Annotated in this window: 17 protein-coding genes; 11 read left to right on the top strand and 6 right to left on the bottom strand. The window is 74.5% G+C overall.

Features of this window, described 5'->3' with window-relative positions:
- Positions 1 to 186: 186 nt before the first annotated feature.
- Genes PLJ28_RS04170 through PLJ28_RS04145 form a run of 6 tightly spaced genes read left to right on the top strand, consistent with a single transcriptional unit; the run spans position 187 to position 8,331 of the window.
- Positions 187 to 1,497, top strand: a complete 1,311-nt coding sequence (locus PLJ28_RS04170; protein ID WP_183526870.1) for a DUF7847 domain-containing protein — start codon at positions 187 to 189, stop codon at positions 1,495 to 1,497.
- A gap of 20 nt (positions 1,498 to 1,517) precedes the next feature.
- Positions 1,518 to 2,243, top strand: coding sequence for a DUF4129 domain-containing protein (locus tag PLJ28_RS04165; RefSeq protein ID WP_183526873.1), 726 nt, complete (start codon positions 1,518 to 1,520; stop codon positions 2,241 to 2,243).
- The gene (locus tag PLJ28_RS04160) at positions 2,240 to 3,553 is read left to right on the top strand and encodes a DUF4350 domain-containing protein (RefSeq protein WP_298045294.1); all 1,314 of its coding nucleotides are present in this window, start codon (positions 2,240 to 2,242) and stop codon (positions 3,551 to 3,553) included. The genes PLJ28_RS04165 and PLJ28_RS04160 overlap by 4 nt, the downstream gene beginning before the upstream one ends.
- Complete coding sequence (locus PLJ28_RS04155) at positions 3,550 to 4,587, top strand: AAA family ATPase (RefSeq protein WP_298045295.1); 1,038 nt, start codon at positions 3,550 to 3,552, stop codon at positions 4,585 to 4,587. Before PLJ28_RS04160 ends, PLJ28_RS04155 begins: the two co-directional genes overlap by 4 nt.
- Positions 4,588 to 4,599: 12 nt before the next feature.
- Positions 4,600 to 5,910, top strand: coding sequence for a DUF58 domain-containing protein (locus tag PLJ28_RS04150; protein ID WP_298045298.1), 1,311 nt, complete (start codon positions 4,600 to 4,602; stop codon positions 5,908 to 5,910).
- A 36-nt stretch (positions 5,911 to 5,946) separates the two neighbouring features.
- Entirely contained in the window at positions 5,947 to 8,331 is a 2,385-nt protein-coding gene (locus PLJ28_RS04145; RefSeq protein ID WP_298045301.1) for a glycoside hydrolase family 65 protein, read from the top strand.
- A gap of 1 nt (position 8,332) precedes the next feature.
- Here PLJ28_RS04145 and PLJ28_RS04140 read toward each other — a convergent pair whose 3' ends face one another.
- From PLJ28_RS04140 to PLJ28_RS04125, 4 genes are read right to left on the bottom strand one after another with little or no spacing between them, the layout of a single operon-like run.
- Positions 8,333 to 9,508: a hypothetical protein gene (locus PLJ28_RS04140; protein ID WP_324589893.1), complete on the bottom strand. Its 1,176-nt coding sequence runs from the start codon at positions 9,506 to 9,508 to the stop codon at positions 8,333 to 8,335.
- Positions 9,509 to 9,520: 12 nt separating this feature from the next.
- Complete coding sequence (locus tag PLJ28_RS04135) at positions 9,521 to 9,892, bottom strand: chorismate mutase (RefSeq protein WP_010144493.1); 372 nt, start codon at positions 9,890 to 9,892, stop codon at positions 9,521 to 9,523.
- Positions 9,893 to 9,938: 46 nt separating this feature from the next.
- Positions 9,939 to 11,060, bottom strand: coding sequence for a tRNA 2-thiouridine(34) synthase MnmA (mnmA, locus tag PLJ28_RS04130; protein WP_183526891.1), 1,122 nt, complete (start codon positions 11,058 to 11,060; stop codon positions 9,939 to 9,941).
- A 49-nt stretch (positions 11,061 to 11,109) separates the two neighbouring features.
- A complete protein-coding gene (locus tag PLJ28_RS04125) occupies positions 11,110 to 12,384 on the bottom strand; it encodes a cysteine desulfurase family protein (protein ID WP_298045306.1) in 1,275 nt (424 codons plus the stop codon).
- A gap of 267 nt (positions 12,385 to 12,651) precedes the next feature.
- Here PLJ28_RS04125 and PLJ28_RS04120 point away from each other — a divergent pair, with 267 nt between their 5' ends.
- The 3 genes from PLJ28_RS04120 (at position 12,652) to PLJ28_RS04110 (ending at position 15,936) form a co-directional block, all read left to right on the top strand.
- Positions 12,652 to 13,647, top strand: coding sequence for a DnaJ domain-containing protein (locus PLJ28_RS04120; RefSeq protein ID WP_183526895.1), 996 nt, complete (start codon positions 12,652 to 12,654; stop codon positions 13,645 to 13,647).
- Between the two features lie 155 nt (positions 13,648 to 13,802).
- Positions 13,803 to 14,258 (top strand): tRNA (cytidine(34)-2'-O)-methyltransferase, encoded by a 456-nt coding sequence (locus tag PLJ28_RS04115; RefSeq protein ID WP_298045318.1) that lies wholly within the window; start codon positions 13,803 to 13,805, stop codon positions 14,256 to 14,258.
- 85 nt (positions 14,259 to 14,343) lie between these two features.
- Entirely contained in the window at positions 14,344 to 15,936 is a 1,593-nt protein-coding gene (locus PLJ28_RS04110; protein WP_324589892.1) for an anti-sigma factor domain-containing protein, read from the top strand.
- Between the two features lie 9 nt (positions 15,937 to 15,945).
- On the opposite strand, the gene PLJ28_RS04105 is transcribed toward PLJ28_RS04110, so the two are convergent.
- Positions 15,946 to 16,746 carry a PIG-L deacetylase family protein gene (locus PLJ28_RS04105; RefSeq protein ID WP_183526902.1) on the bottom strand — a complete coding sequence of 267 codons (801 nt, stop codon included), beginning with the start codon at positions 16,744 to 16,746 and terminating at the stop codon, positions 15,946 to 15,948.
- 11 nt (positions 16,747 to 16,757) lie between these two features.
- Positions 16,758 to 18,323, bottom strand: a complete 1,566-nt coding sequence (locus PLJ28_RS04100; protein ID WP_298045312.1) for a S1C family serine protease — start codon at positions 18,321 to 18,323, stop codon at positions 16,758 to 16,760.
- Between the two features lie 312 nt (positions 18,324 to 18,635).
- Here PLJ28_RS04100 and PLJ28_RS04095 point away from each other — a divergent pair, with 312 nt between their 5' ends.
- Together PLJ28_RS04095 and PLJ28_RS04090 are read left to right on the top strand one after the other, a co-directional pair.
- Entirely contained in the window at positions 18,636 to 20,762 is a 2,127-nt protein-coding gene (locus PLJ28_RS04095; RefSeq protein WP_183526909.1) for a TPM domain-containing protein, read from the top strand.
- Positions 20,763 to 20,902: 140 nt separating this feature from the next.
- Entirely contained in the window at positions 20,903 to 21,694 is a 792-nt protein-coding gene (locus tag PLJ28_RS04090) for a PspA/IM30 family protein (protein ID WP_183526911.1), read from the top strand.
- Positions 21,695 to 21,737: the final 43 nt, after the last annotated feature.

Here is a 21,737-nt window from a genome sequence, read left to right as displayed (position 1 = left end):
GCGCGACCGCCGGAGCCTCACGGTGGCCCACAGGACCGGCCCGGTCGGCCATCTGTCCCACCCTATCCGACCAGTGGGTCGACGGCCGATATAGTCGGTGCTGACCGGGGCGTGCCGTGGTTCTCCGCGTTGCCCCGCCGGCCGTGCCAGGGCACGGCCCAGGACCATTCACGAGGGGACCTTCCGGTGGACCACCAGCACCAGCCACGCGACGACGACCACCGGGGCCGGCCCGGCCCGTACGGCCCGGACCAGCCGTCCGGCTGGGGTGCTCCGGCACCGGGCCCCGGGTACGACCCCTACGGACGGCCCCAACCGCCCGCCCACGATCCCTACGGCCGGCCCGTGGACCACTCCCCCTACGGCTACCCCCAGCAGTCGGGCTACGGCGTCCCGTCCCGCCGGCCCGGGACCATCCCGCTGATCCCGCTGGCCCTGGGCGACATCCTCGGCGGCGCCTTCTCCACGATCCGGCGCAACGCCGCGGCCGTCCTCGGGACCGCCCTAATCGTGGCGCTGCTCGAGATCATCCTGTCCGCCCTGGCCGCCATGTCCTTCCTCGACGCCGCGTTCGAGCTGGTCATGCTGGAGGAGTCCGGTCAGGACCCGTTCGCGGGCGATCCCCTCGCGAGTCCGTACCTCGGCCAGCTCCTCGGTTCCCTGGGCGTCCTCCTGCTCGCCGCCCTGGTGACCCTGTTCACGGGGATCATCGCGCAGGGCGTGCTGTCGGTCGTCGTCCTGCGCGCCGCCGCCGGACTGAGGACCTCCCTGGGCCAGGCGTGGCGCCTGACCGGCCGGCAGGCCTGGTCGCTGGCGGGGCTGGGCGGGTTGTACCTGCTGGCCGGTGCCGTGACCATGGTCGTCTTCCTGGGACTCCTCTTCGTCCTCGTGGCCGGCGCCGCCGCCGGGGACACGACGACGACCGCCGTGATGGGCATCCTGCTGGTCGTCCTCTCGCTCGGGCTGGCGGTCGTCTGGGTGTGGCTCTACGTCAAGGTCCTGCTGGCACCGGCGGCCGTCGCGGTGGAGCAGCACGCGCCGTTCCGCGCCGTCGGCCGCTCCTGGTCCCTGACCCGCGGGCACTGGTGGCGGACCTTCGGCATCGTGCTGCTGGTGTCGGTCATCGTCGGCGTCATCTCCTCCGTGATCACCACGCCGCTGTCCCTGATCGGCGGCCTGGGCGATCCCTTCCTGGAGCCCGGCTCCGTCCAGCAGGCCCTCGAGTCCGCCCGGGTCTGGATGCTGGTGACCCTCGTCGTCACCGCGCTGGTCAACGCCGTCACCCGCGCGTTCCTCTCCTGCGTCACCGCCCTGCTGTACGTGGACTACCGGATCCGGCACGAGAGCTTCGACCTGGACCTGGCCGCGGCGGCCGACCGGGCCGGCGCGGCCGACGATGAGCGGTTCAGCACCGTGCGCGACGTCCAGGCGGCGGCCGGCACCGAGGACCTGGTCCCCGGCCGCCACCGTCCGACCGGGACCCCCGGGCCGGCCTGATCCCGCTGGCCCCGCTCACCATGCCGCCGGTCCCGACGGTGCTGGCCGTGTCCTCCCCCGCCGTTCGGGACGGCTGGCCGCCGGACCGGGACGCGGCCCGACGGCTCCTGCAGGAGGAACTGGCCGGCCGCGAGTACGCCGAGGCCGCGCCCAACCCGGTCCTGGACTGGCTGGCAGAGGTGTCCGCCGGCGTCCTGGAGTGGCTCGACTCCCTCGGCGGTGGCGTCCCGGCGCTGCCCGGCTGGGGGCTGCTGGTGATCGTCGTCGGGGTCGCCGTGCTCGTCCTGGTCCTGGTGCGGCCCCGGGCCAACGCCTCCTCACGGGCCCGACGGGCCGCCGTGGTGCTGGCCGAGCACTCCTCGACCCCCGCGGACCACCGGCGTGCCGCGGCCGCCGCGCTGGCCGCCGGGGACCAGGACGCGGCGCTCGTCTCCTGGTTCCGGGCCCTGGTCCGCCAGGCCGAGGTGCGCACCGTGCTGGACGCCCGTCCGGGCCGGACGGCCACCGAGGCCGCCCACGCACTTGCCGCGGCCTTCCCCGCCGAGCGCGACGCCCTGCACGGTGCCGCCGCCGTGTTCGACACCGTGGTCTACGGTGAGCGCTCCGCCACCGCCGCCCAGGCCGAGTCCGTCCGCCGGCTCGACGCACGACTGGAGTCCGCCCCCACCACCCACGCCGCCCCCACCACCCGCACCGTGCCGTCCCTCACCGGACGGGGCTCGCCCGCCCCGGGGGGACCGCGATGAGGATTCCCCCCGCCCGTCCGGCGGCAGCGCTCCACACCGCTCCCGCCGTCCCGGACACCGGGCAGGCGGTCCGCCGCTGGTGGCGTGCCGCCTGGATCTGGTTCGTCCTGGCCGCCCTGCTCGTGCTCGTCGCGCTGCCCTCGATCCTGCGCCAGGATCCCGGTAGCCGTCCCCTCGGCACGGACTCCGCGCGTCCGGAGGGCGGCAGGGCCGTCGCGCGCGTCCTGGGCCAGCACGGGATCGCGGTCCATCCGGTTGCCACGCTGCCGGAGGCCCTGGCCCTGGCCGCCGACCACCCCGGTGCCCCCGTGCTGTTCCACGACCCGGCCGGCCACCTGCCCGCCGAGGGACTGGAGCGGTTCGCCGAGGCGGTCGGCCCCGAGCGACGGGTGCTGGTCGAACCGGGGCTGACCGTCCTGCAGGGCCTGGCTCCCGGGGTCAACCAGGGCGGTGTCGTCCCCGAGGGCGCCCCGCTGCCCGCCAGCCAGCAGTGCCGCTGGCCCGCCGCGCTCGAGGCCCGGTCCGTGTCCGCGGGGGGACGGTCCTATCGCACCGGACCGTCCGGCCAGGGGTGTTTCCCGGTCCCCGGCACCGGTGCGGGGCCGTCCGGGGCCGCACACGCCGTGGTGACCACGGCCGAGGGCACCGTGGTCCTGGGGCACCGGGACATGGTGGCCAACGCCGGCGCCGCGGACGAGGGCCACGCCGTCCTGTCCCTGTGGACCCTGGGCCGGGACACGGACGTCATCTGGTACCTGCCCTCCCTGGCGGACGTCCCGGTGGACGGCGGCCCGCCCACCCTGGACCGGTTGCTTCCCGACTGGGTCCGCCCCGCCGGGCTGTGGCTGGTCCTCTGCCTGTTCGTGCTGCTGTTGTGGCGGGGACGGCGGCACGGCCCCCTGGCGGTGGAGCCGCTGCCGGTGATCGTGCCGGCCTCGGAGACGGCCGTGGGCCGGGCCCGCCTGTACGAGCGGTCCGGTCAGTACGCGGCGGCGGCCCGTGCCCTGCGCTCGGCCACGCTCGTGCGGCTGGCCTCGGTCCTGCGCCTCGGTCCCGCGGCCCCGATCGGGGCGGTGGTGGCGGCGGCGTCCCGGGTGAGCGGCCTGGACGCCGGCCGGGTCGGCTCCGCGCTGGACGTGGACGACGTCGGCTCCGGCCGGGACCTGGTGGCCGCGGCCGCCGCCCTGCAGGACCTCGAGGACGAGGTCCACCGGAGCCTGCAGGCCGCGGGCACGGCGCGGGGCAGGACATCCCCCACGACAGACACCGCCACCGACGCACCATCCGACGCCGACCCGAGGACACCATGAGCATCCCCCGCCCCGATCCGCAGCCGGCCCCGCCGGCCGACCCGTTCCGCCCGGACTCGCCTGACCGGCCGGACCGGCCGGACGACGCCGAACTGCGCGAGAGCCTCGACCGGGTCCGGCAGGAGGTCTCGCGCGCCGTCGTCGGGCAGCAGCCGGCCGTCACCGGACTGCTGATCGGGTTGCTCTGCCACGGTCACGTGCTGCTGGAGGGAGTGCCCGGGGTGGCCAAGACCCTGCTGGTGCGGACGCTGTCCGCCGCCCTGTCCCTGGACACCCATCGCGTGCAGTTCACCCCTGACCTCATGCCGGGTGACGTGACCGGCTCCCTGGTCTATGACACCCGGTCCGGGGAGTTCGAGTTCCGCCGCGGGCCGGTGTTCACGAACCTGCTGCTGGCGGATGAGATCAACCGCACCCCGCCCAAGACGCAGGCCGCCCTGCTGGAGGCGATGGCCGAGCGGCAGGTCTCCGTGGACGGCGTCTCCCGTGCCCTCCCGGACCCGTTCATGGTGGCCGCGACCCAGAACCCGGTGGAGTACGAGGGCACGTATCCGCTGCCGGAGGCCCAATTGGACCGGTTCCTGCTCAAGGTGACCATGGACCTGCCCGGGCGCGAGGACGAGGTGGAGATCCTGCGCCGCCATGCCGAGGGCTTCGATGCCTCCGACCTCGCCGCGGCCGGCATCCGCGCCGTGGCCGGTGCCGCCACCGTCCGGGCAGCCCGCCGCGCCGTGGCCCGGGTCCAGTCCGGCCCCGGGGTGATCGGCTACGTCACCGACCTGGCCCGGGCCACCCGTGTCTCGCCGTCGTTCCAGCTGGGCGTCTCACCGCGCGGGTCCACCGCCCTGCTGCACGCCGCGAGGGCGTGGGCGTGGCTGAACGGCCGGGACTTCACCACCCCGGACGACGTCCAGGCCATGACCCTGCCGTGCCTGCGGCACCGCGTCTCCCTGCGCCCGGAGGCGGAGCTGGACGGCGTCTCGGCCGACCAGGTGCTCTCCGGCCTGCTGGCCACCGTCCCCGTGCCCCGCTGAGGCCCCGCCGCCATGGTGCTCTCCGGCCGTCTCCTCGCTCTGGCCCTCGCGCTGCTCCTCCCCGTGGTGCTGCGGCCCGGGATGGACACCGTGGGCTGGTGCCTGCTCGCCCTGGTGCTGGTGGCCGGGACGGACCTGGTGCTCGCCGCCTCCCCGCGCGGGGTGCTGATCGCCCGTGACCTGCCCGCCTCCACCCGCCTGGACGCACCGGTGCAGAACGCCCTGCTCATCACCCAGACCGGCGGGCGCAGGCTGCGCGGCTCCGTGCGCGATGCCTGGCAGCCCTCCGCGGGCCAGCTCGCGGCGTCCGGTCGCGCGGACGCGGCGGTGGACCTGGACGTGCCCGCCGGGGAACGACGCCGGGTGGTCACCACCCTGGCCCCGCGGCGCCGGGGCACGCTGCGCAGCGCCTCGGTGACGGTCCGGTCCTGGGGGCCGCTGGGCGTGGCGGCCCGTCAGGTGACCCACCCGGTGCCCGGGCAGATCTCCGTCCTGCCCCCGTTCCGGTCCCGGCGCCACCTGCCCTCCCGGCTGGCCCGCCTGCGCGAGATGGACGGCCGTGCCGCCGTCCAGACCCGGGGCGGGGGCACGGAGTTCGACTCCCTGCGGGACTACGTCCGCGGGGACGACGTCCGCTCGATCGACTGGCGGGCAACCGCCCGCCGGCGGGACGTGGTGGTGCGGACGTGGCGGCCGGAGCGGGACCGGCGGGTGGTGATCGTGCTGGACACCTCGCGGACCTCGGCCGCGCGCGTGGACGACGAGCCCAAGCTGGACACCGGCATCGAGGCCTCCCTGCTGCTGGCGGCCCTGGCCTCGGCCGGTGGGGACCGGGTCGAGCTGGTGGCCGTGGACCGCCGGGTGCGTGCGCGCGTGTCCTCGACCGAGAAGGGCAGCCTGCTGCACCGGATGGTCACCGCCCTGGCCCCGGTGCAGCCCACGCTGCTCGCCGCCGACTGGTCGCGGGTGCCCGTGGAGGTGGCCGCCGTCGCCCGGCAGCGCTCACTCGTGGTGCTGCTGACGGACCTGGACACCGCCGCCCTGCAGGAAGGGCTGCTGCCCGTGCTGCCGGCCCTGACCGCCCGCCACCAGGTGGTCGTCGCCTCCGTCGCCGATCCGGGGCTGTCGGCGCTGGCCCGGGACCGGCATGACGTCGAGACGGCGTTCCGCGCGGCGGCCGCCGAGCGAGCGCTGCTGGAGCGGCGGGCCGCGGCCCGGGAGCTGAACCTGCTCGGCGTCGAGGTGGTGGACGAGCCACCCCACCGGCTCCCTCCCGCCCTGGCCGACGCCTACCTGCGGCTCAAGGCCGCGGGGAGGCTCTGAACCGTCCGGCCGCCGGTCATCCCGTACGGTGAGTCCATGGCGACTCCCTCCTTCACGATCGGCCCCTGGCAGGTCCGCGAGACCGGCCTGGACCTGGAGGCCCTGGGCGTGGCCGAGTCCGTCTTCGCCCTGGGCAACGGCCACATCGGCCTGCGCGGCGCGCTGGAGGAGACGCAGCCGAGCGTCTCCCGCGGCACCTTCCTGTCCGGGGTCCACGAGCACCATCCGCTGGCCTATCCGGAGGGCGGTTATGGGGCCCCCGAGCGCGGGGAGGCCATCATCGGGGTGGCCGACGGTGCCGCGATCCGCGTCCAGGTGGACGGGGCGGCCCTCGACGTGCGCGAGACCCCGCCGGAGGACCACGAGCGGGTCCTGGACCTGCGGGCCGGCACCCTGGAGCGCCGGACGGAGTGGACCACCCCCGGCGGGCGGCGGATGCGGTTGCGCTCGACCCGGCTGGTCTCGCTGGCCCATCGCTGCGTGACGGCCACGCGCTGGCGGCTCGAGGCGGTCGACGGCCCCGCCCGGGTGATCGTGACCTCCGACCTGGTGGTCAACGGGATCCCGCCGCAGGTCGACAACCCCGATCCCAGGGTGGGTGAGGTCCTCGGGCGGCCCTTCGAGGCCCTGGCCGACGGCCGGCACCGGACGGGGGGCCACCTCGTGCACCGCACCCGCAGCAGCCGGATCAGGGTCGCCGCGGCCGTGGACCATGCCGTGCGGCTGCCCGGCACGGCTGCCGTGCCGGAGAGCGCGGTGTCCACGGACGGCGACGAGGACCGGGTGACCACCACGATCGTGGCCGAGCTGGCGGCCGGGGAGACCCTGGAGCTGGTCAAGGTCACCGCGCACGCCTGGTCCGGCCGGGATCCCGGCGCGGACCAGCTCGACCTGGCCCGGGCCGCGCTCGCCGAGGCGGTGGACCGCGGGTGGCCGGGGCTGGTCGCGGACCAGCGCGAGGTGCTGGACGTGTACTGGGAGGACGCGGACATCGAGGTCGACGGCGATCCCGAGTTGCAGGACGCCCTGCGGTTCGCCCTGTTCCAGGTGCTCCAGGCCGCGGCCGGCGTCCACGACGCGCCGGTCGGGGCCAAGGGACTGACCGGTTCCGGATACAGCGGGCACACGTTCTGGGACATCGACGGCTTCCTGATGCCGGTCCTGACGCTGCTGCGGCCCCGGGACGCGGCCCGGTTGCTGCGGTGGCGCGCGTCCGGACTGGACCGGGCCCGCGAGCGCGCCCGCGCGCTGGACCTTCCCGGTGCCGCGTTCCCCTGGCGCACCATCAGCGGCCGGGAGACCTCGGCCTACTGGCCGGCGTCCACGGCGGCCATGCACCTCAACGCGGACATCGCCCGCTCCTTCCGGTTCTGGGCCGATTCCACCGGCAGGCCCCTGACGGAGATCGGGGGCGTGGACGTGCTGGTCGAGAGCGCCCGGCTGTGGACGGGGCTGGCCCACCACGACCACGGCGGTGCGGCCCACCTGCTGGGACTGACCGGTCCGGACGAGTACACCGGAGTGGTGGACGACAACGTGTTCACCGTCCTGATGGCCCGGTGGAACCTGCGCGCCGCGGCCGGTGCCTGCGCCGCGCACGCGCAGGACGCCCGGCGGCTCGGCGTGGCCGACGACGAGCCGCGACGCTGGCTCGCGCTGGCCGCGGCCTTGCACGTGCCCTACGACGCCGCGCTCGGCGTGCATCCGGCCAACGAGGGGTTCACGACCTACCGGGAGTGGGACTTCGAGGAGGACCCCGGACCGGAACCGCTCCAGGAGCACACGCACTACCTGACCCTCTACCGGCACCAGGTGGTCAAGCAGGCGGACCTCGTCCAGGCCCTGTGGTGGTGCCCCGAGGAGTTCACCGCCGAGCAGGCCGCCCGCAACGTGGACTACTACGAGCGGCGGACCGTGCGGGACTCCTCCCTGTCCGCGGCGGTGCAGTCCGTGGCCTGTGCCCGGGTGGGCCACCTGGACCTGGCGGTCGCGTACCTGCGCGAGGCCGCGCTCGTGGACCTGCGCGACCTGCAGGACGACACCCACCAGGGGCTGCACCTGGCCTCCCTGGCCGGGGCGTGGCTGGCGCTGGTGTCCGGGCTCGGGGGCCTGCACGTGGACGGGGACGAGTTGCGGCTCGCCCCGCGCCTGCCGGCGCGGCTGGGCCGGTTGTGCTTCCGGTTCCGCTTCCGGGGCCGGCGACTGCGGGTCGAGGTCACCCCGGAGGGCACCACCCTCGCCCTGCAGGGCGCCGGTCATGATGACGCCGGCCCCTCCGCCGACGCCGGCCCGCTGCCGGTGATCGTCGACGGGGCCGAGGTCACCGTGGAACCGGACCGCCCGGTCACCGTGCCCCTGACGGTGGACGAGCCCCTGCTTCCCGTGCCGGTCCAGCCGCCGGGCCGGGCGCCGACGGCCTGAGTCAGAGGCCGCCGTCCTGGCGGATGCGGTCCAGTTCCTCCGCGGCCGTCACGGTGGCCGCCAGGGCCCGGTTCGCGGCGTGCCGGGTGCCGGCGGACAGGTCGGGGGCGCCGAGCACCACGAGCGAGAGGTGTTGCGGGTCCAGCCCCATCCGTGCCCACGTCCGGGCGATGCCCACGGCGGTGTCCCGGTAGGGACGGTCGGCCCCGGCCGGGCCGGGTGCGGGGGCCGGCGACGGGTCACCCGGCGGCGGCAGCCGGAGCGTCACGGTCCGGCCGGCCTCGACCCAGCCGGCGATGACCTCCCAGCGGGCCGGGTCCGCCCCGGCACCCTCCAGGGGTGCCAGCGGCAGGACCAGCCCCCTGCCGGCGTCGTCCCCGGAGCCCTCACGGTCCTGCGCCCCCGACGGTCCGGGCGGGTCCTCCGGCACGTCCGGACCGGCCGGCGGCGGGACCACGGGCAGCGCCTCGGAGGCCAGCAGGGCCAGGTCGGGCCAGTCCCACTGCTCACCGGCACCCGAGCGGCCCGGCGCGTGCACGATACCCGTCGCACCGCCGTCGAGCGCCGCCTCGGCCACCAGCGTCCAGCCCTGCCGGACCTCGGAGCGGGGAATGGAGCGCACGGTCCGGTACCCGCTCGCGGTGGGCAGCGCCCCGGAGAGCACGGCCGCGGCGTGGGGCTCGTCCACGAGTACCGTCAGCCGGGCCGCCCCGGTCGCGGCGCGCACGGAGCGGACCCAGTCCGCCAGGCCCGAGGCCAGGGACTGGGCCACGTCGCGCCGGGCCCCGGAGTCGGACAGGGAGCGCTCGCCCCCGGGCAGCCACAGGCTGGCGGCCAGCGACAGGGGCCCGGTCACGCGCAGCACGAGATCCTCCACCGTGAGCCCGGCATCGCCGGCCACGTCCGTGAAGGCGTTGACGTCGGAGCGGAGCGCGGAGGCGGCCCGCCGGTGGTCCATCCCGGGCTCGGGGACCAGTCGCCAGCCGTGCGGCTGCAGGTCGACCGCCAGGCCGTCCAGCAGGACGGCGGCGCGGCCCACCGGGTCCGAACCGGGTCCCCGGCCGGGCAGTTCCGGCAGCACGGGCCGGTGCGGGTGGCCCAGGGCGTTGAGGATGTCCCGGGCAGCGGCCACGGGATCTGCTCCGGGCCAGGCACCGGTCAGGGAGGCACGGGTCATGCGCGGGCTCTCTCAGTCCTGCTGGTCGGCGATGGCCCGGTGATGCTGGATCACCTCGGAGACGATGAAGTTCAGGAACTTCTCCGCGAAGGCGGGGTCCAGGTCCGCGTCCTCGGCCAGCCGGCGCAGGCGGTCGATCTGGGCGGCCTCGCGTCCGGGGTCCGAGGGCGGCAGCCGGTGCTCGGCCTTCAGCCGGCCCACCCGCTGGGTGCACTTGAACCGCTCGGCCAGCAGGTAGACCAGCGTCGCGTCGAAGTTGTCGATGCTGCCGCGGATCTCGAACAGCTCCTGCAGCACCGCCGGGTCGGCCGTCCCCTCCAACGAGGTGGCATGGGGGTCGAAGTCGGTGTCCGGGCGGGGGCCGGTGGCGGGCTCGGTGGTCATGGGTTCCAGCCTACGGTGACGGTCCCGTGGCCCCGGGATCGTTGCGTCACGCGGCCCGCGCCGCGTTCACGGCGGTGTCGATCGTCGCCTGGCCCAGCACCCGGGTGCCCTGGTAGAGCACCGCGGTCTGGCCCGGTGCCACGCCCCGCAGCGGCTCGTCGAGCTCCAGGACCCAGCGGACGGCGTCGTCCTGGCGGTGCACGCGCGCCCGGGCCGGGACGGGATCGCCGTGGGCGCGGACCTGCAGGTGACAGCCGAACCAGTCCCCCGTGGCGTCCTCGGGCAGCGGTGCGCCGGCCCAGGACGGGCGGATCCCGGTGACGCGGTCCACGGCCAGCATCTCCTTCGAGCCGACCACCACGGTGTTGTCCCTGGGCCGGACCTCGAGCACGAACCGGGGCCGGCCGTCGGGGGCCGGCCGGCCGATGTTCAGGCCCTTGCGCTGGCCCACCGTGAAGGCGTGCGCGCCGGGGTGGGAGCCCAGGCGGTTGCCCTCGGTGTCCAGGATGTCGCCCTCGGTCATCTCGATCCGCTCGGCCAGCCAGCCGCGGGTGTCCCCGTCCGGGATGAAGCAGATGTCGTGGGAGTCCGGCTTGGCGGCCACGGAGAGACCCCGTTCGGCCGCCTCGGCCCGGACGAGGTCCTTGGAGGGGGTGTCGGCCAGCGGGAACATCGAGTGCTCCAGCTGCTCGGCGGTCAGCACGCCCAGCACGTAGGACTGGTCCTTGGCCCAGTCCGCGGCGCGGTGCAGTTCCAGGGTGCCGGTCTCCGTCCGGACGACCTTGGCGTAGTGCCCGGTGCACACCGCGTCGAAGCCCAGGGCGAGGGCCTTCTCCAGCAGGGCGGCGAACTTGATCCGCTCGTTGCAGCGCATGCAGGGATTGGGCGTGCGGCCGGCGGCGTACTCGGCCACGAAGTCGTCCACCACGTCCTCCTTGAACCTCTCGGAGAAGTCCCAGGTGTAGAACGGGATGCCCAGCCTCTCGCAGGCGCGCCAGGCGTCCCGGGAGTCCTCGATCGTGCAGCAGCCCCGGGAGCCGGTGCGCAGGGTCCCGGGCATCCGGGACAGTGCCAGGTGCACCCCGACGACCTCGTGCCCGGCGTCCACGGCGCGGGCGGCGGCGACGGCGGAGTCGACTCCTCCGCTCATGGCGGCGAGGACTTTCATACGGTGGGTTCCCTTCGGTACGTGGCGGCGGGGGCGAGACCCCCGGCTCTCAGCGGTGGCTGTTGGCGGTGCGGATGCCGGAACCGTGCCCGGCCATCCCGGCCTTGAGCGCGGCGGCATGGACGCCCGGCAGGACGTCCAGCACCCTCTCAACGTCCCCGGCGGTCGATGTATGCCCGAGGCTGAACCGCTGGACGGCCCGCGCCAGGTCCTCGTCCACGCCCAGGGCGATCAGCACGTGGGAGGGCCGGGGCACCCCGGCCGAGCAGGCCGAACCGGTGGAGGCCTCGACGCCGGCCATGTCCAGGCCGAACAGGATCGAGTCCCCCTCGCAGCCCGGGAAGGTGAAGTGCGCGTTGCCCGGCAGCCGGCGGGTGCCGGCCGGCAGCCGCTCCCCCGTGGCCGGATCCCGGTCCTCGGCACCGGTGAGCCGGGCCTCGGGAAGACGCTCGCGGACGCCGTCGATCAGCCGGTCCCGCAGCGCACCGACGCGCCCGCGTTCGACCGGCAGGTTCTGGGTGGCCTCGGTGGCGGCGGCGGCGAAGGCCTCGATGAGGGCCACGGGGATGGTGCCGGAACGGATGTCCCGTTCCTGGCCGCCGCCGTGCTGGACGGGGGTGAGCGTGGCGTCCCGGCGCACCAGCAGGGCTCCGATCCCCACGGGGGCGCCGATCTTGTGCCCCGTGACGGCCATGGTCGTGGCCCCCGAGGACGGGAAGTCGAGCGGGACGGCCCCGAAGGCCTGCACCGCGTCCGTGTGGAAGGGCACGCCGTGTTCCGCGGCGCAGGCGGCGGCCTCGGCGATCGGCTGGATGGTGCCGATCTCGTTGTTGGCCCACATCAGGGTGGCCACCGCGATGGTCTCCGGGTCCCGGGCGATCGTGGCCCGCCAGGCGTCCATCTCGACCGTCCCGTCCGGGCCGACCGGGACGACGTCCAGGTGCGCCCCCTCATGGGACTGGAGCCACTCGGCCGTGTCCAGGATGGCGGAGTGCTCGATGCCGGTCAGCACGATGCGGTGGCAGGCCGGCCGCCCGGCCCGGCGGGCGGCGTCCCGCCGGGCCCAGTACAGGCCCTTGAGGGCGAGGTTGTCCGACTCAGTGCCCCCGGACGTGAAGACGACCTCGCTGGGGTGGGCACCCAGCGCGCTCGCGAGCGCGTCCCGGGCGGTCTCGACCCGCAGCTTGGCCCCGCGGCCGGAGGAATGCAGGGAGGACTGGTTGCCCAGGGACAGCGAACTGGCCGTGAACGCCTCCAGGGCGACGGGACGGACCGCCGTGGTGGCGGCATGGTCCAGGTACGTCCGGCCGGTGGTGGGGGTCATCCCTCCAGTGTACGAGCGGCCGGTGACGGTGCTCAGGGGGCCGCCGCGGCCCGCGGCCGGACCAGCCGGCCGGCCTCGTCCGGACCGGCTGACGGGACCACGTCCCCCCGCGGCCCGCGCGAGGTCCGGTCACGACGCCGTGCTCCCCCGATCCCCCTGGCGACCTGCCAGAATGGGCGGAGGCCATCCCGTCCCACCGCCCCGATCCCCCGAGGAGCCCGCCGCCATGTCCCAGGTCGAGCCACAGTCCCGGCGCGGGGTCGGCGGATGAGGCCGGAGGACCTCTCCGGCAGGTCGGCCTACGAGGTCCTGGGCGTGGCCTTCGACGCGGACACGGCCACCCTCAAGGCGGCCTGGCGCCGCGCCGCCCGCCGCACCCATCCCGACTACGGCGGGGACGCCGCCGAGTTCCGCCGGGTCAGCCTGGCCTGGCAGCTCATCGGCGACCCGGACTCCCGGCGTGACTACGACCGCGCCTTCAGTGCTCCCGGCCGGGCGGGCGCGGCCGGGACCGCCGGGCCGGGGTCGACGAGCGGGCGCCGGACGACGCCGGGCCCCTCCTTCACCGCCTCCGCGGGCCGTGCCCGTGGCGGGCGGGCCCACGCCGGCGACGGTCCCGGCAGCGCCCGCGGCACCGTGGACTACGACCCGCCGCTGGGCGAGGACACCGTGCTGGACATGATCCGCAGCTCCCAGCAGGTGCACGGCGCGCCCCGCAAGCGCGGCATCCTGCCCGCCGGGAACCGGCTGGTGCGCGAGGCCCGCACCATCCGCACCCTGCAGGCCCAGGTGCTCGGCTCGCTGCCGGCGGCCCGGCTCGTCACCGGGCTGAACCTGAAGTTCGGCCGGATCAGTTCCGGCGCCATCGACCACGTCGTGCTGTGCGGGGACCGGCTGGCCGTGATCGGGTCCCTCCAGGTCCCGGACGGGGTGTACCGGTGGGACGGGGCGGAGTTGCTGCTCGGGGACCGCCGGGTCTCCCCGCCCTCGCTGGCCCCGGCCATGGTGGCCCTGCAGCGGGCCTTCCCCGACTGCACCGTGGGTGGCTTCATCCTGGTGCTCGGGCCGGAGGACAACCCGCACGCCCCCATCATCCAGCTGGACCGCACCCGGTCCCTGGACACCGACGCCGGTTTCCTCACCGATCCGCCCGCCAACGCGCTGCAGTTCGGCCGCGACCTGAAGATGTTCCTCGGCACCGGCCCGGCGGCGCGCCGCGTGGACCGCCGGGTCCTGGCCCGGCTGCTCGGCGCGATGTACTGAGACGCACTGACTAGCATGGTCCGGTGCCCACTGACTCCGCTCCCGGTCCCGACCCCGATCACGCCCCCGCGCCCGACGGCGCCGCGGTCCCCTTCCCGGACAATCCGCACCGGGGCGCCCCGCGGAGCCCCGCCCCCGGCACGCCGGGATTCCGGATCCTGTTCCACGCCCCGGAGATCCCCGGCAACACGGGCAACGCGATCCGCCTCGCGGCGATCACCGGCGCCGAGCTGCACCTGGTGGAGCCGGTCGGCTTCGACTTCTCCGACGCCAAGCTGCGCCGGGCCGGGCTGGACTACCACGACCTGGCGGTGCTCACGGTGCATCCGGACCTCCAGGCGGCGTGGGATGCCCTGCTCCCGGCCCGTGTCTTCGCCTTCACCTCCGGTGGGGACACCCTGTTCACGGACGTGTCCTACCGCGCCGGGGACGTGCTGCTGTTCGGGCGGGAGTCCACCGGACTGCCGGACGAGGTGCTGGCGGACCCTCACGTCACGGCCCGGGTCAGGCTGCCGATGCAGCCGGCCCGCCGCTCCCTGAACCTGGCCAACTCGGCGTCCATCGCGGTCTACGAAGCCTGGCGACAGCACGGCTTCGCCGGGGCCGGCTGAACCGCGCACCCGTCATGTTGCGCCACGGTCACGATCCGCGTGGCAGTATCGGCGTCCCGACCCGACTTCCTATGCTGGGATGACCATGGATAAGCGCGCCCCCGGACTGCCCGACCGACCGTCGACGATCGACGACGAGACCTCCCCGTCCACCACGTCACCCTCCGAGGCCTCCGCCCGTCCCGCCCCGACCGCGACGGACCTGGGCCTGCCCGGGCTCGATCACCTGCTCCGTCTCGCCGGTGAGGGCGACCAGGCCTCCTTCTCGGCGTTCTACGACTCCACCGCCCCCTGGGTGTTCGGCCTGGCCTGCTCGATCTTCGCCTCGCGGAACGATGCCGCCGAGGCCACCGTCCTGACCTACGTCCGGGTCTGGGACGCCGCCCCGGACGAGCGCTTCGAGGACGACTCGGCCAAGGCCCGCCACCGTTCGGTGCTGTGCTGGCTGGAATCCCAGGCGCACGAGACGATGACGCGCCTGCTGCGCACCGATGCACTGCCCGACTACGGCTCCGGCCTGCTGCCGGACAACGCCGGAGCGGCCCAGAGCGGGCGGCGCGAACCCACCACCGTGCTCTCGGCGCTGACGCAGGCCCAGTTCGAGGCCCTCGACCTCGCCTGGGCCGGGGGCCGCACCTACCGCCAGGTCGCCGAGGAACTGGGCGTGGCCGTGCCGACGGTCAAGTCACGGCTGCGCGACGGCGTCCAGCGGATCACCAAGCGCTACCAGGAGAAGTTCCTCGGCCGGGTCGGCGAGGAGGACCCGGTCATGCTGCGCGCCGTGACGCCGGAGATCGCCGCCCGGACCGGGACCACCCGCAACTTCACCCTGAACCTCAGTCAGGACCTGGAGAACGGCCTGGCCAGGGAATGGGCGGACCTGGTGGCCCTGGACGCGCTGGACGATCCGGAGCGCGAGGAACTGGACCGGTACGTCTCCCGCCAGGGACCGGAGTTCACCACGCTCTGGCGCGCGCGCGTGGAGAGCGCCCGCAGGACGGTGACCTGGGCCTTCCGCGGCCTGGCCCACGAGCCGCCGTCGTTCCTGCTCGACGAGCTCCTGCACCGGCTGCCGGCCCAGGACGTCGGCATGGGGCTGGTGGACGGGCTCGGCCCCTCGAACGGGACCGCCGCGAGGATGGTGTCCCTGAGCCGGCCGGTGAAGAAGTGGATGCTCGTGGTGGCCGGACTGCTCGTGGTGGCCCTGGGCCTGTGGCTGGTGGTGCGCCTGATCATGGGCCCCAACGTCGTGGCCGCCGTGGACGGCGCCGAGGACTCCTTCACCACCCAGCAGGTCTCGCTCACCGAGGGCGGGTCCATGCAGGGCCACATCTCCCGGGACCGGGACATGGCCTACGTGACCTTCGCCGGCCTGCCCGACCCGGGCGAGGGCAACGTCTACCAGTTGTGGTTGTTCCCCCGCGACGGTGCGGCGCCCAACACCCTGGGGACCTACGACCTGGACGACCTCCAGGACCCGGTGACGTTCCGCGGTATCCAGCGCTACGCCGACCTGGCGGTCACGGTGGAGCCGGAGGGCGGTTCCGAGACCCCGACGTCGGTCCGGCTGGGCGCGGTGGACCTGGTCCACCAGGTCACCCAGGGCCCGATCTACGGAGGCCACCCCAACAACACCCCGGCCCCGCCCGAACAGCAGGACGAGGCCGGGGGCGAGTGACCGAACCGCTCAGAACCCGCTGATGGTGCTCTCGTCGTTGACGGCCACCAGGTGGAACGCCTCGGCGTAGCGCTCGCCGCCGGCCGGTCCCCCGTCCTCCGTGTCCGGGCTCCAGGTCCGGTGCAGCCCCGCCATGGCGTCCAGCACGAACGCCTCCATCCGGGGCACGTCCGGGTGCTGGGAGACGTGGTGGCGCAGGGCCTGCAGCTTCAGCTGCTCCGTCCCGGTCACGTCCACGGCCAGGTTGGTCAGCGAGGCCGGGCCTCCGAAGAGCACCAGCCAGCGCAGCTTGAACGCCTCCAGGCCCTGCTCGGCCAGGTCGGGGTACGCGAAGGGGTTCTCGACCGCCGGATAGGCGGCGCGCACCACGGCCTCGCCGGCGGCCAGGTGATCCGGGTGCGACCGCTGGAGCCGGCTCCAGTCCCGCTCCGGGTGCATGGCGATCACGGCGTCCGGCCGGTGCCGGCGCATCAGGGCCACCACCTGCTTGACCACCTCGTGGCTGGGCTCGAGGTATCCGTCCCGCTCCCCCATGAACTCCACGTCGCGCACGCCCAGCAGGGCGGCCGCGTCGCGCTGTTCCTGCTGCCGGCGTCCGTCGATGGCGTGACGGTCCCGGGGGTCGAAGCCGCCGGCGTCGCCGTCGGTCATCACGCAGTAGGTGACCTCCACGCCGGCCCGCGTCAGCCCGGCCACGGTGGCGGCCGCCCCGAAGTCCAGGTCGTCCGGGTGGGCGCCGAACGCCAGCACGCGGTGCCAGCCGTGCGCGGCGGCGGCCTCGGCCGGGGTGGGCAGCGTCGACCGGCTCACGACCGACGGGCTCACTGCTGCTCCGCCCCGGACACGAAGGTGACCTCGGCCGACTGCTCCTGGCCGTCCCGCATGAAGTGCACGGTGGCGGTGCCGCCCTCGGGGTACTCGCGCACCACCGCGGTCAGGGACTGGCTGTCCGTCACGGGACGGTCGCCGACGCCCGTGATGACGTCGTCCTTCGTCAGCCCGGCCTCCTCGGCCGGGGAGCCCGAGACGACATCAACCACGCGGGCGCCGGCGCTGAAGCCACCGGAGGCCAGCGCGGCCTGGTCCGCGTCGGACACGCCACTGGCCTGGGCGCCGTCGGCCCCGGCCGGGGTGGCAGGCTGCGGGGTCACCGAGACGCCCAGGAACCCGTGCGTGGCCTCGCCGTTCCGGATCAGGTCCTGCGCGATCCGTTGCGCGTAGTCCACGGGGATGGAGAAGCCCACGCCGATGTTCCCGGCCCCCTCGCCGGCACCCCCGGCCGCGGAGGCGATCGCCACGTTGATCCCGATCAGCCGGCCCTCGGCGTCGATGAGCGCTCCACCCGAGTTGCCCGGGTTGATGGCCGCGTCCGTCTGGATGACGTTGATGAAGATGGACCCCTTGGACTGCTGCTGGTCCGGGAGACCGGGGATGCGGAACTCCGGGGCCCCCTCGGCTCCGCCCTCACCGCCGTCCTGAGGGGCAGAGGAGGACACGGAGATGGTCCGGTTCAGCTTGGAGACGATGCCGTCGGTCACGGTGCCGGACAACCCGAGCGGCGCACCGATGGCGATCGCGGCGTCCCCCACGTTCAGGGTCGAGGACTCACCGAGCTCCATCGGGGTCAGGCCCTCGGCGTCGATCTTCACCACGGCCAGGTCCGACTCCGGATCCGTGCCCACGACCTCGGCGGTGTGGACGGTGCCGTCCGCGGTCTGCACCGTGATGTCGGCGTCACCGGAGGCGCCGCCCATGGTCACCACGTGGGTGTTGGTCAGGATGTGGCCCTGGTCGTCGAGGATCACCCCGGACCCCGATCCGGCGGACTGCCCGTCCGTGACCGACAGCGTGACGACGGACGGTGCGGCCTTGGCCGCGGCCGCCGTGACCAGCGTGGCGTCCTCGGTCCGGTTGATGTCCAGGCCGTGGCCCTGCTCCCGCACCGTGCCGCCGTCCTGCTGCTGCGTGGTGCCGGCGGCAGTGTCCGCAGTGTCCGCGGCCGCGTTGACTCCAGCGGCCACTCCGCCACCGGCCAGGCCGGCCAGCAGCATCCCGGCGACGAGCGTGCCGACGCCGACCGTCCGGCGGGCACCGCCCAGCCTGTCGGGCCGGTCTCCGCGGGCACCCTGGTCGCCGGGACCGCCCTGGGGTCCCGGCCCGTACGCGGCCGGGCCGGGTTCCGCGGGGTGTCCGGATCCCGGGGCGGCACCGTAGGCGGGCATCGCCTGGGTCTCGTCCCAGCGGGGGTAGGGATCGCGGCTGGCGGACACCTCGTGCACGTCGTCGCCACGAGGACCCGACGGCGGGGACTCCGGGCGGGGTGGGACGGATCCCCCCGCCTCCCGTCCTGCGCCGGACTGGGGTCCGTGGTGGTCCGCGTCGTTCATGGTCGTCGTCCTTCCTGCCGGTCTCCCGGGTGAGGCGGTCCTGCTCCTGGTCTGGGCCGGGCCTGGTCCGCAGTCCATCCTGCCCGGTGCACCTGTTCGATTGGAGCATGTTCTCTGGAGGATTGCTGGAAGCCGGCTCCATAGTTCGCCGTTGGCGCAGTCGCGCTCGTGGCGATCCGCGCAGCGGGGCCCATAGACTTCAGGAGGAAGCCACAGTCCGCGCGGCGCGACCCTGCCGCCGCCGCCACCGGCCGGCCGACCGTGCCCCCGGTTCAGGGTGTCCCGGCCGGTCAGGGCCATGAAGGGTGATCGATGAAGTCCCACGCCGTCCCGCTCGCACCGCCCCGTCTCTCCCCCGCCGTCCTGGCCCTGGGAGTCACCGGGGCCTCCGCACTGTCCGCCGTGGCCGGACTGGCGCTCGCGGACGCCGCGCGGGCCGCCGTGGACATCCCGCCGGGCGTGTTCGTGGTGGACGAGGCCCAGGTCCTGACCCCCGCCCAGGAGAACGAGATCAGCCAGGCGATCGATGACCTGCGCCGTTCGGAGGGCCAGGGCCTCTACGTCCTCTACGTGGACGACTTCGGGGACGCCGCGAGCAGCGGTGAGTTCATCGCCGAGGTGGCCCAGGACAAGGGCATCGGGGACCAGGAGTCCGTCCTCGCCATCGCCGTCGAGTCCCGCCAGGTCGGCTTCGACGCGCACCAGGCCAACAGCATCGCGCCGCTGCAGCAGGAGATCTCGGCCGAGTACATCCTGCCGGCCATGCCGGCGCCGGGTGACGACGACTGGGTCACTCCCGCCCTGTCCACCGTCGAGGGCATCGCCGATGCGACCGACGGCTCCCTGTCCGGTTCCGCCGAGTCCGGTGAGAGCGGGGGCGGGGCCGGCGGCTGGCTGGCCGGCGGCCTCGTGGCGGCGGCCCTGGCCGGCGGCGGCATCGCCCTGGCCAGCCGCACCCGGAAGAAGAAGGCCGCCGGGGCACAGCCCGCCCGCGGCGCCCAGGGCCCCAGGGACCCGCTGGACGAGATGAGCGTGGAGGCGCTGCGCACCAAGGCGGGCTCCCTGCTGGTCGCCGCGGACGACGCGATCCGGTCCTCGGAGCAGGAGGTGGGCTTCGCGCTGGCCTCCTACGGCGAGGAGTCGGTGGAGACCTTCCACAAGGACATCGAGATCGCGAAGGACCACATGCGGGAGTCGTTCCAGCTGCAGAACCAGCTGGACGACCACATCCCGGACACCGAGGAGCAGCAGCGGGCCTGGCTCAAGGACATCATCGCCCGGTGTGAGGCCGTCGGCGCGTCCCTGTCCGCACACCAGAAGGAATTCAACGACCTGCGCCACCTCGAGGACAGCGCCGACTCGGCGCTGGAGGACCTCAGGGCACGCGCCGACCAGGTCGCCGACACCGTCTCCGGTGCCGAGCAGCAGCTCGTCGACCTGCACGGCCAGTACGCGGACTCGGCCCTCGTGGAGGTCACCGACAACGCCACCCAGGCCCGCGAGCGGCTCCAGTTCGTCCAGGCGGCCGTGGCCAAGGCCGAGCAGTCCCTGGCCGCCTCGGACCGGTCCACCGCCGTCCTGGCCATCCGCGCCGGCGAGGAGGCCGTGGCCCAGACGGTCACGCTGGTGGAGGCCGTGGCCAAGGCCCGCCAGCACCTGGACCAGTCGATGGAGAACCTGCGGGTCGGTGTCAGCCAGACGACCCAGGACCTCGCACAGGCCCGGGCGCTCGTGGACGCCGGCCAGCACCGCGAGCTCGCCGGACCCATCGCCGGCGTGGAGCAGACCCTGGGCCGCGTCAAGGCCGGGTTCAGCTCGGGCCGTCCCGATCCCGTGGACCTGCTGAAGCAGCTGGAGAAGGCCCATCGTCAGCTCGACGCGCCGCTCGCGGGCATCCGGGACCGGCAGGAACAGGAGCGGCGGGCCGCCTCGGCGCTCCAGTCGGCGATCATGCAGGCGCAGGCCCAGATCGACGGGACCCAGGACTTCATCGCGGCCCGTCGTGGCGCCGTCGGCTCCCAGGCCCGCACCAAGGTGGCCGAGGCCGAGCGCACCCTGCAGCAGGCCGTGCGGATCTCCGGCCAGGACCCGGTGACCGCGCTGAACCTCGCGAACCAGGCCAGCTCCCTGGCCGACCGCGCCAGCCAGCTCGCCCAGCAGGACCTCAGCAGCTGGGGCGGCGGCTACGCCGGGGCGGGGTACGGCCACGGCGGCCACCGGGGCGGCTACGGTCACGGCGGCGGGGCCGGCGGGAGCTTCGCCGGCGGCCTCGGCGGGGCCATCCTCGGGGGCATCCTCATGGGCGGCCTGCTCGGCGGTGACCATGACGGTGGTGGTGACTGGGGCGGCGGCGGCTTCGGCGGCTTCGGCGGCGGCGGGCTGGGCGGCGGCGACTTCGGCGGCGGTGGATTCGGTGACGCCAGCGGCGGTAGTTTCTAGGCAGGATGACCCGAGACCAAGGCAGGATGAGAGATGTCCGGCGCCCTCCGGCGTCGGGACCCAACGCCCGGTAGCGGGGCACGGGAGCAGGGGCACCGGAGACGCCGGGGTTCCAGAGAAGCAGAACGGAAGGCGACATCGTGGTTAAGCAGTCCATTTTCGGCCGTATCGCAACCCTGGCGAAGGCCAACATCAACGCCATGCTGGACAAGGCGGAGGATCCGCAGAAGATGCTGGACCAGATGGTCCGCGACTACACCAACAGCATCTCCGAGGCCGAGGCCGCCGTGGCGCAGACCATCGGCAACCTGCGCATGATCCAGGACGACTACAACGAGGACATGGACGCCGCCAAGAGCTGGGGGCAGAAGGCCCTGGCCGCCTCCCAGAAGGCCGACCAGTTCCGCACCTCGGGTGACACCGCCTCCGCGGACAAGTTCGACAACCTGGCCAAGGTCGCGATCGAGCGCCAGATGGACGCCGAGCGCCAGGCGAAGGCCGCCGAGCCGACCATCGCCTCCCAGTCCGAGATCGTGGACAAGCTCAAGACCGGGCTGGACCAGATGAAGACCAAGCGCCAGCAGCTGGTGTCCAAGCGCGACGAGCTGGTGGCCCGCGCCAAGTCGGTCCAGGCACAGTCCGCCGTGCATGACGCCGTGAAGTCGATCGACATCCTGGATCCCTCCTCGGAGGTCAACCGGTTCGAGGAGAAGGTCCGCCGCGAGGAGGCCCGGGTCCGCGGCCAGAACGAGCTGGCCGCCTCGTCCCTGGACGCCCAGTTCGAGTCCCTGGAGGACCTGGGCGAGCAGACCGAGGTCGAGGCCCGCCTGGCGGCGCTGAAGGCCGGCAGCACGCAGTCCCTCACCGCCGGCAACGGCTCCGCCGCAGGCGAGGTCGAGCTGGACTACACCCAGGGCTCCACCACGAACTGAGCCCCGTCCCCGCGAAGGCTCCGGCCCGGCAGTACGTGCTGCC

This window comes from Citricoccus sp. (assembly GCF_035445025.1).
Lineage (GTDB): Bacteria > Actinomycetota > Actinomycetes > Actinomycetales > Micrococcaceae > Citricoccus.
This window is presented reverse-complemented; position numbering and strand designations above follow the sequence as displayed.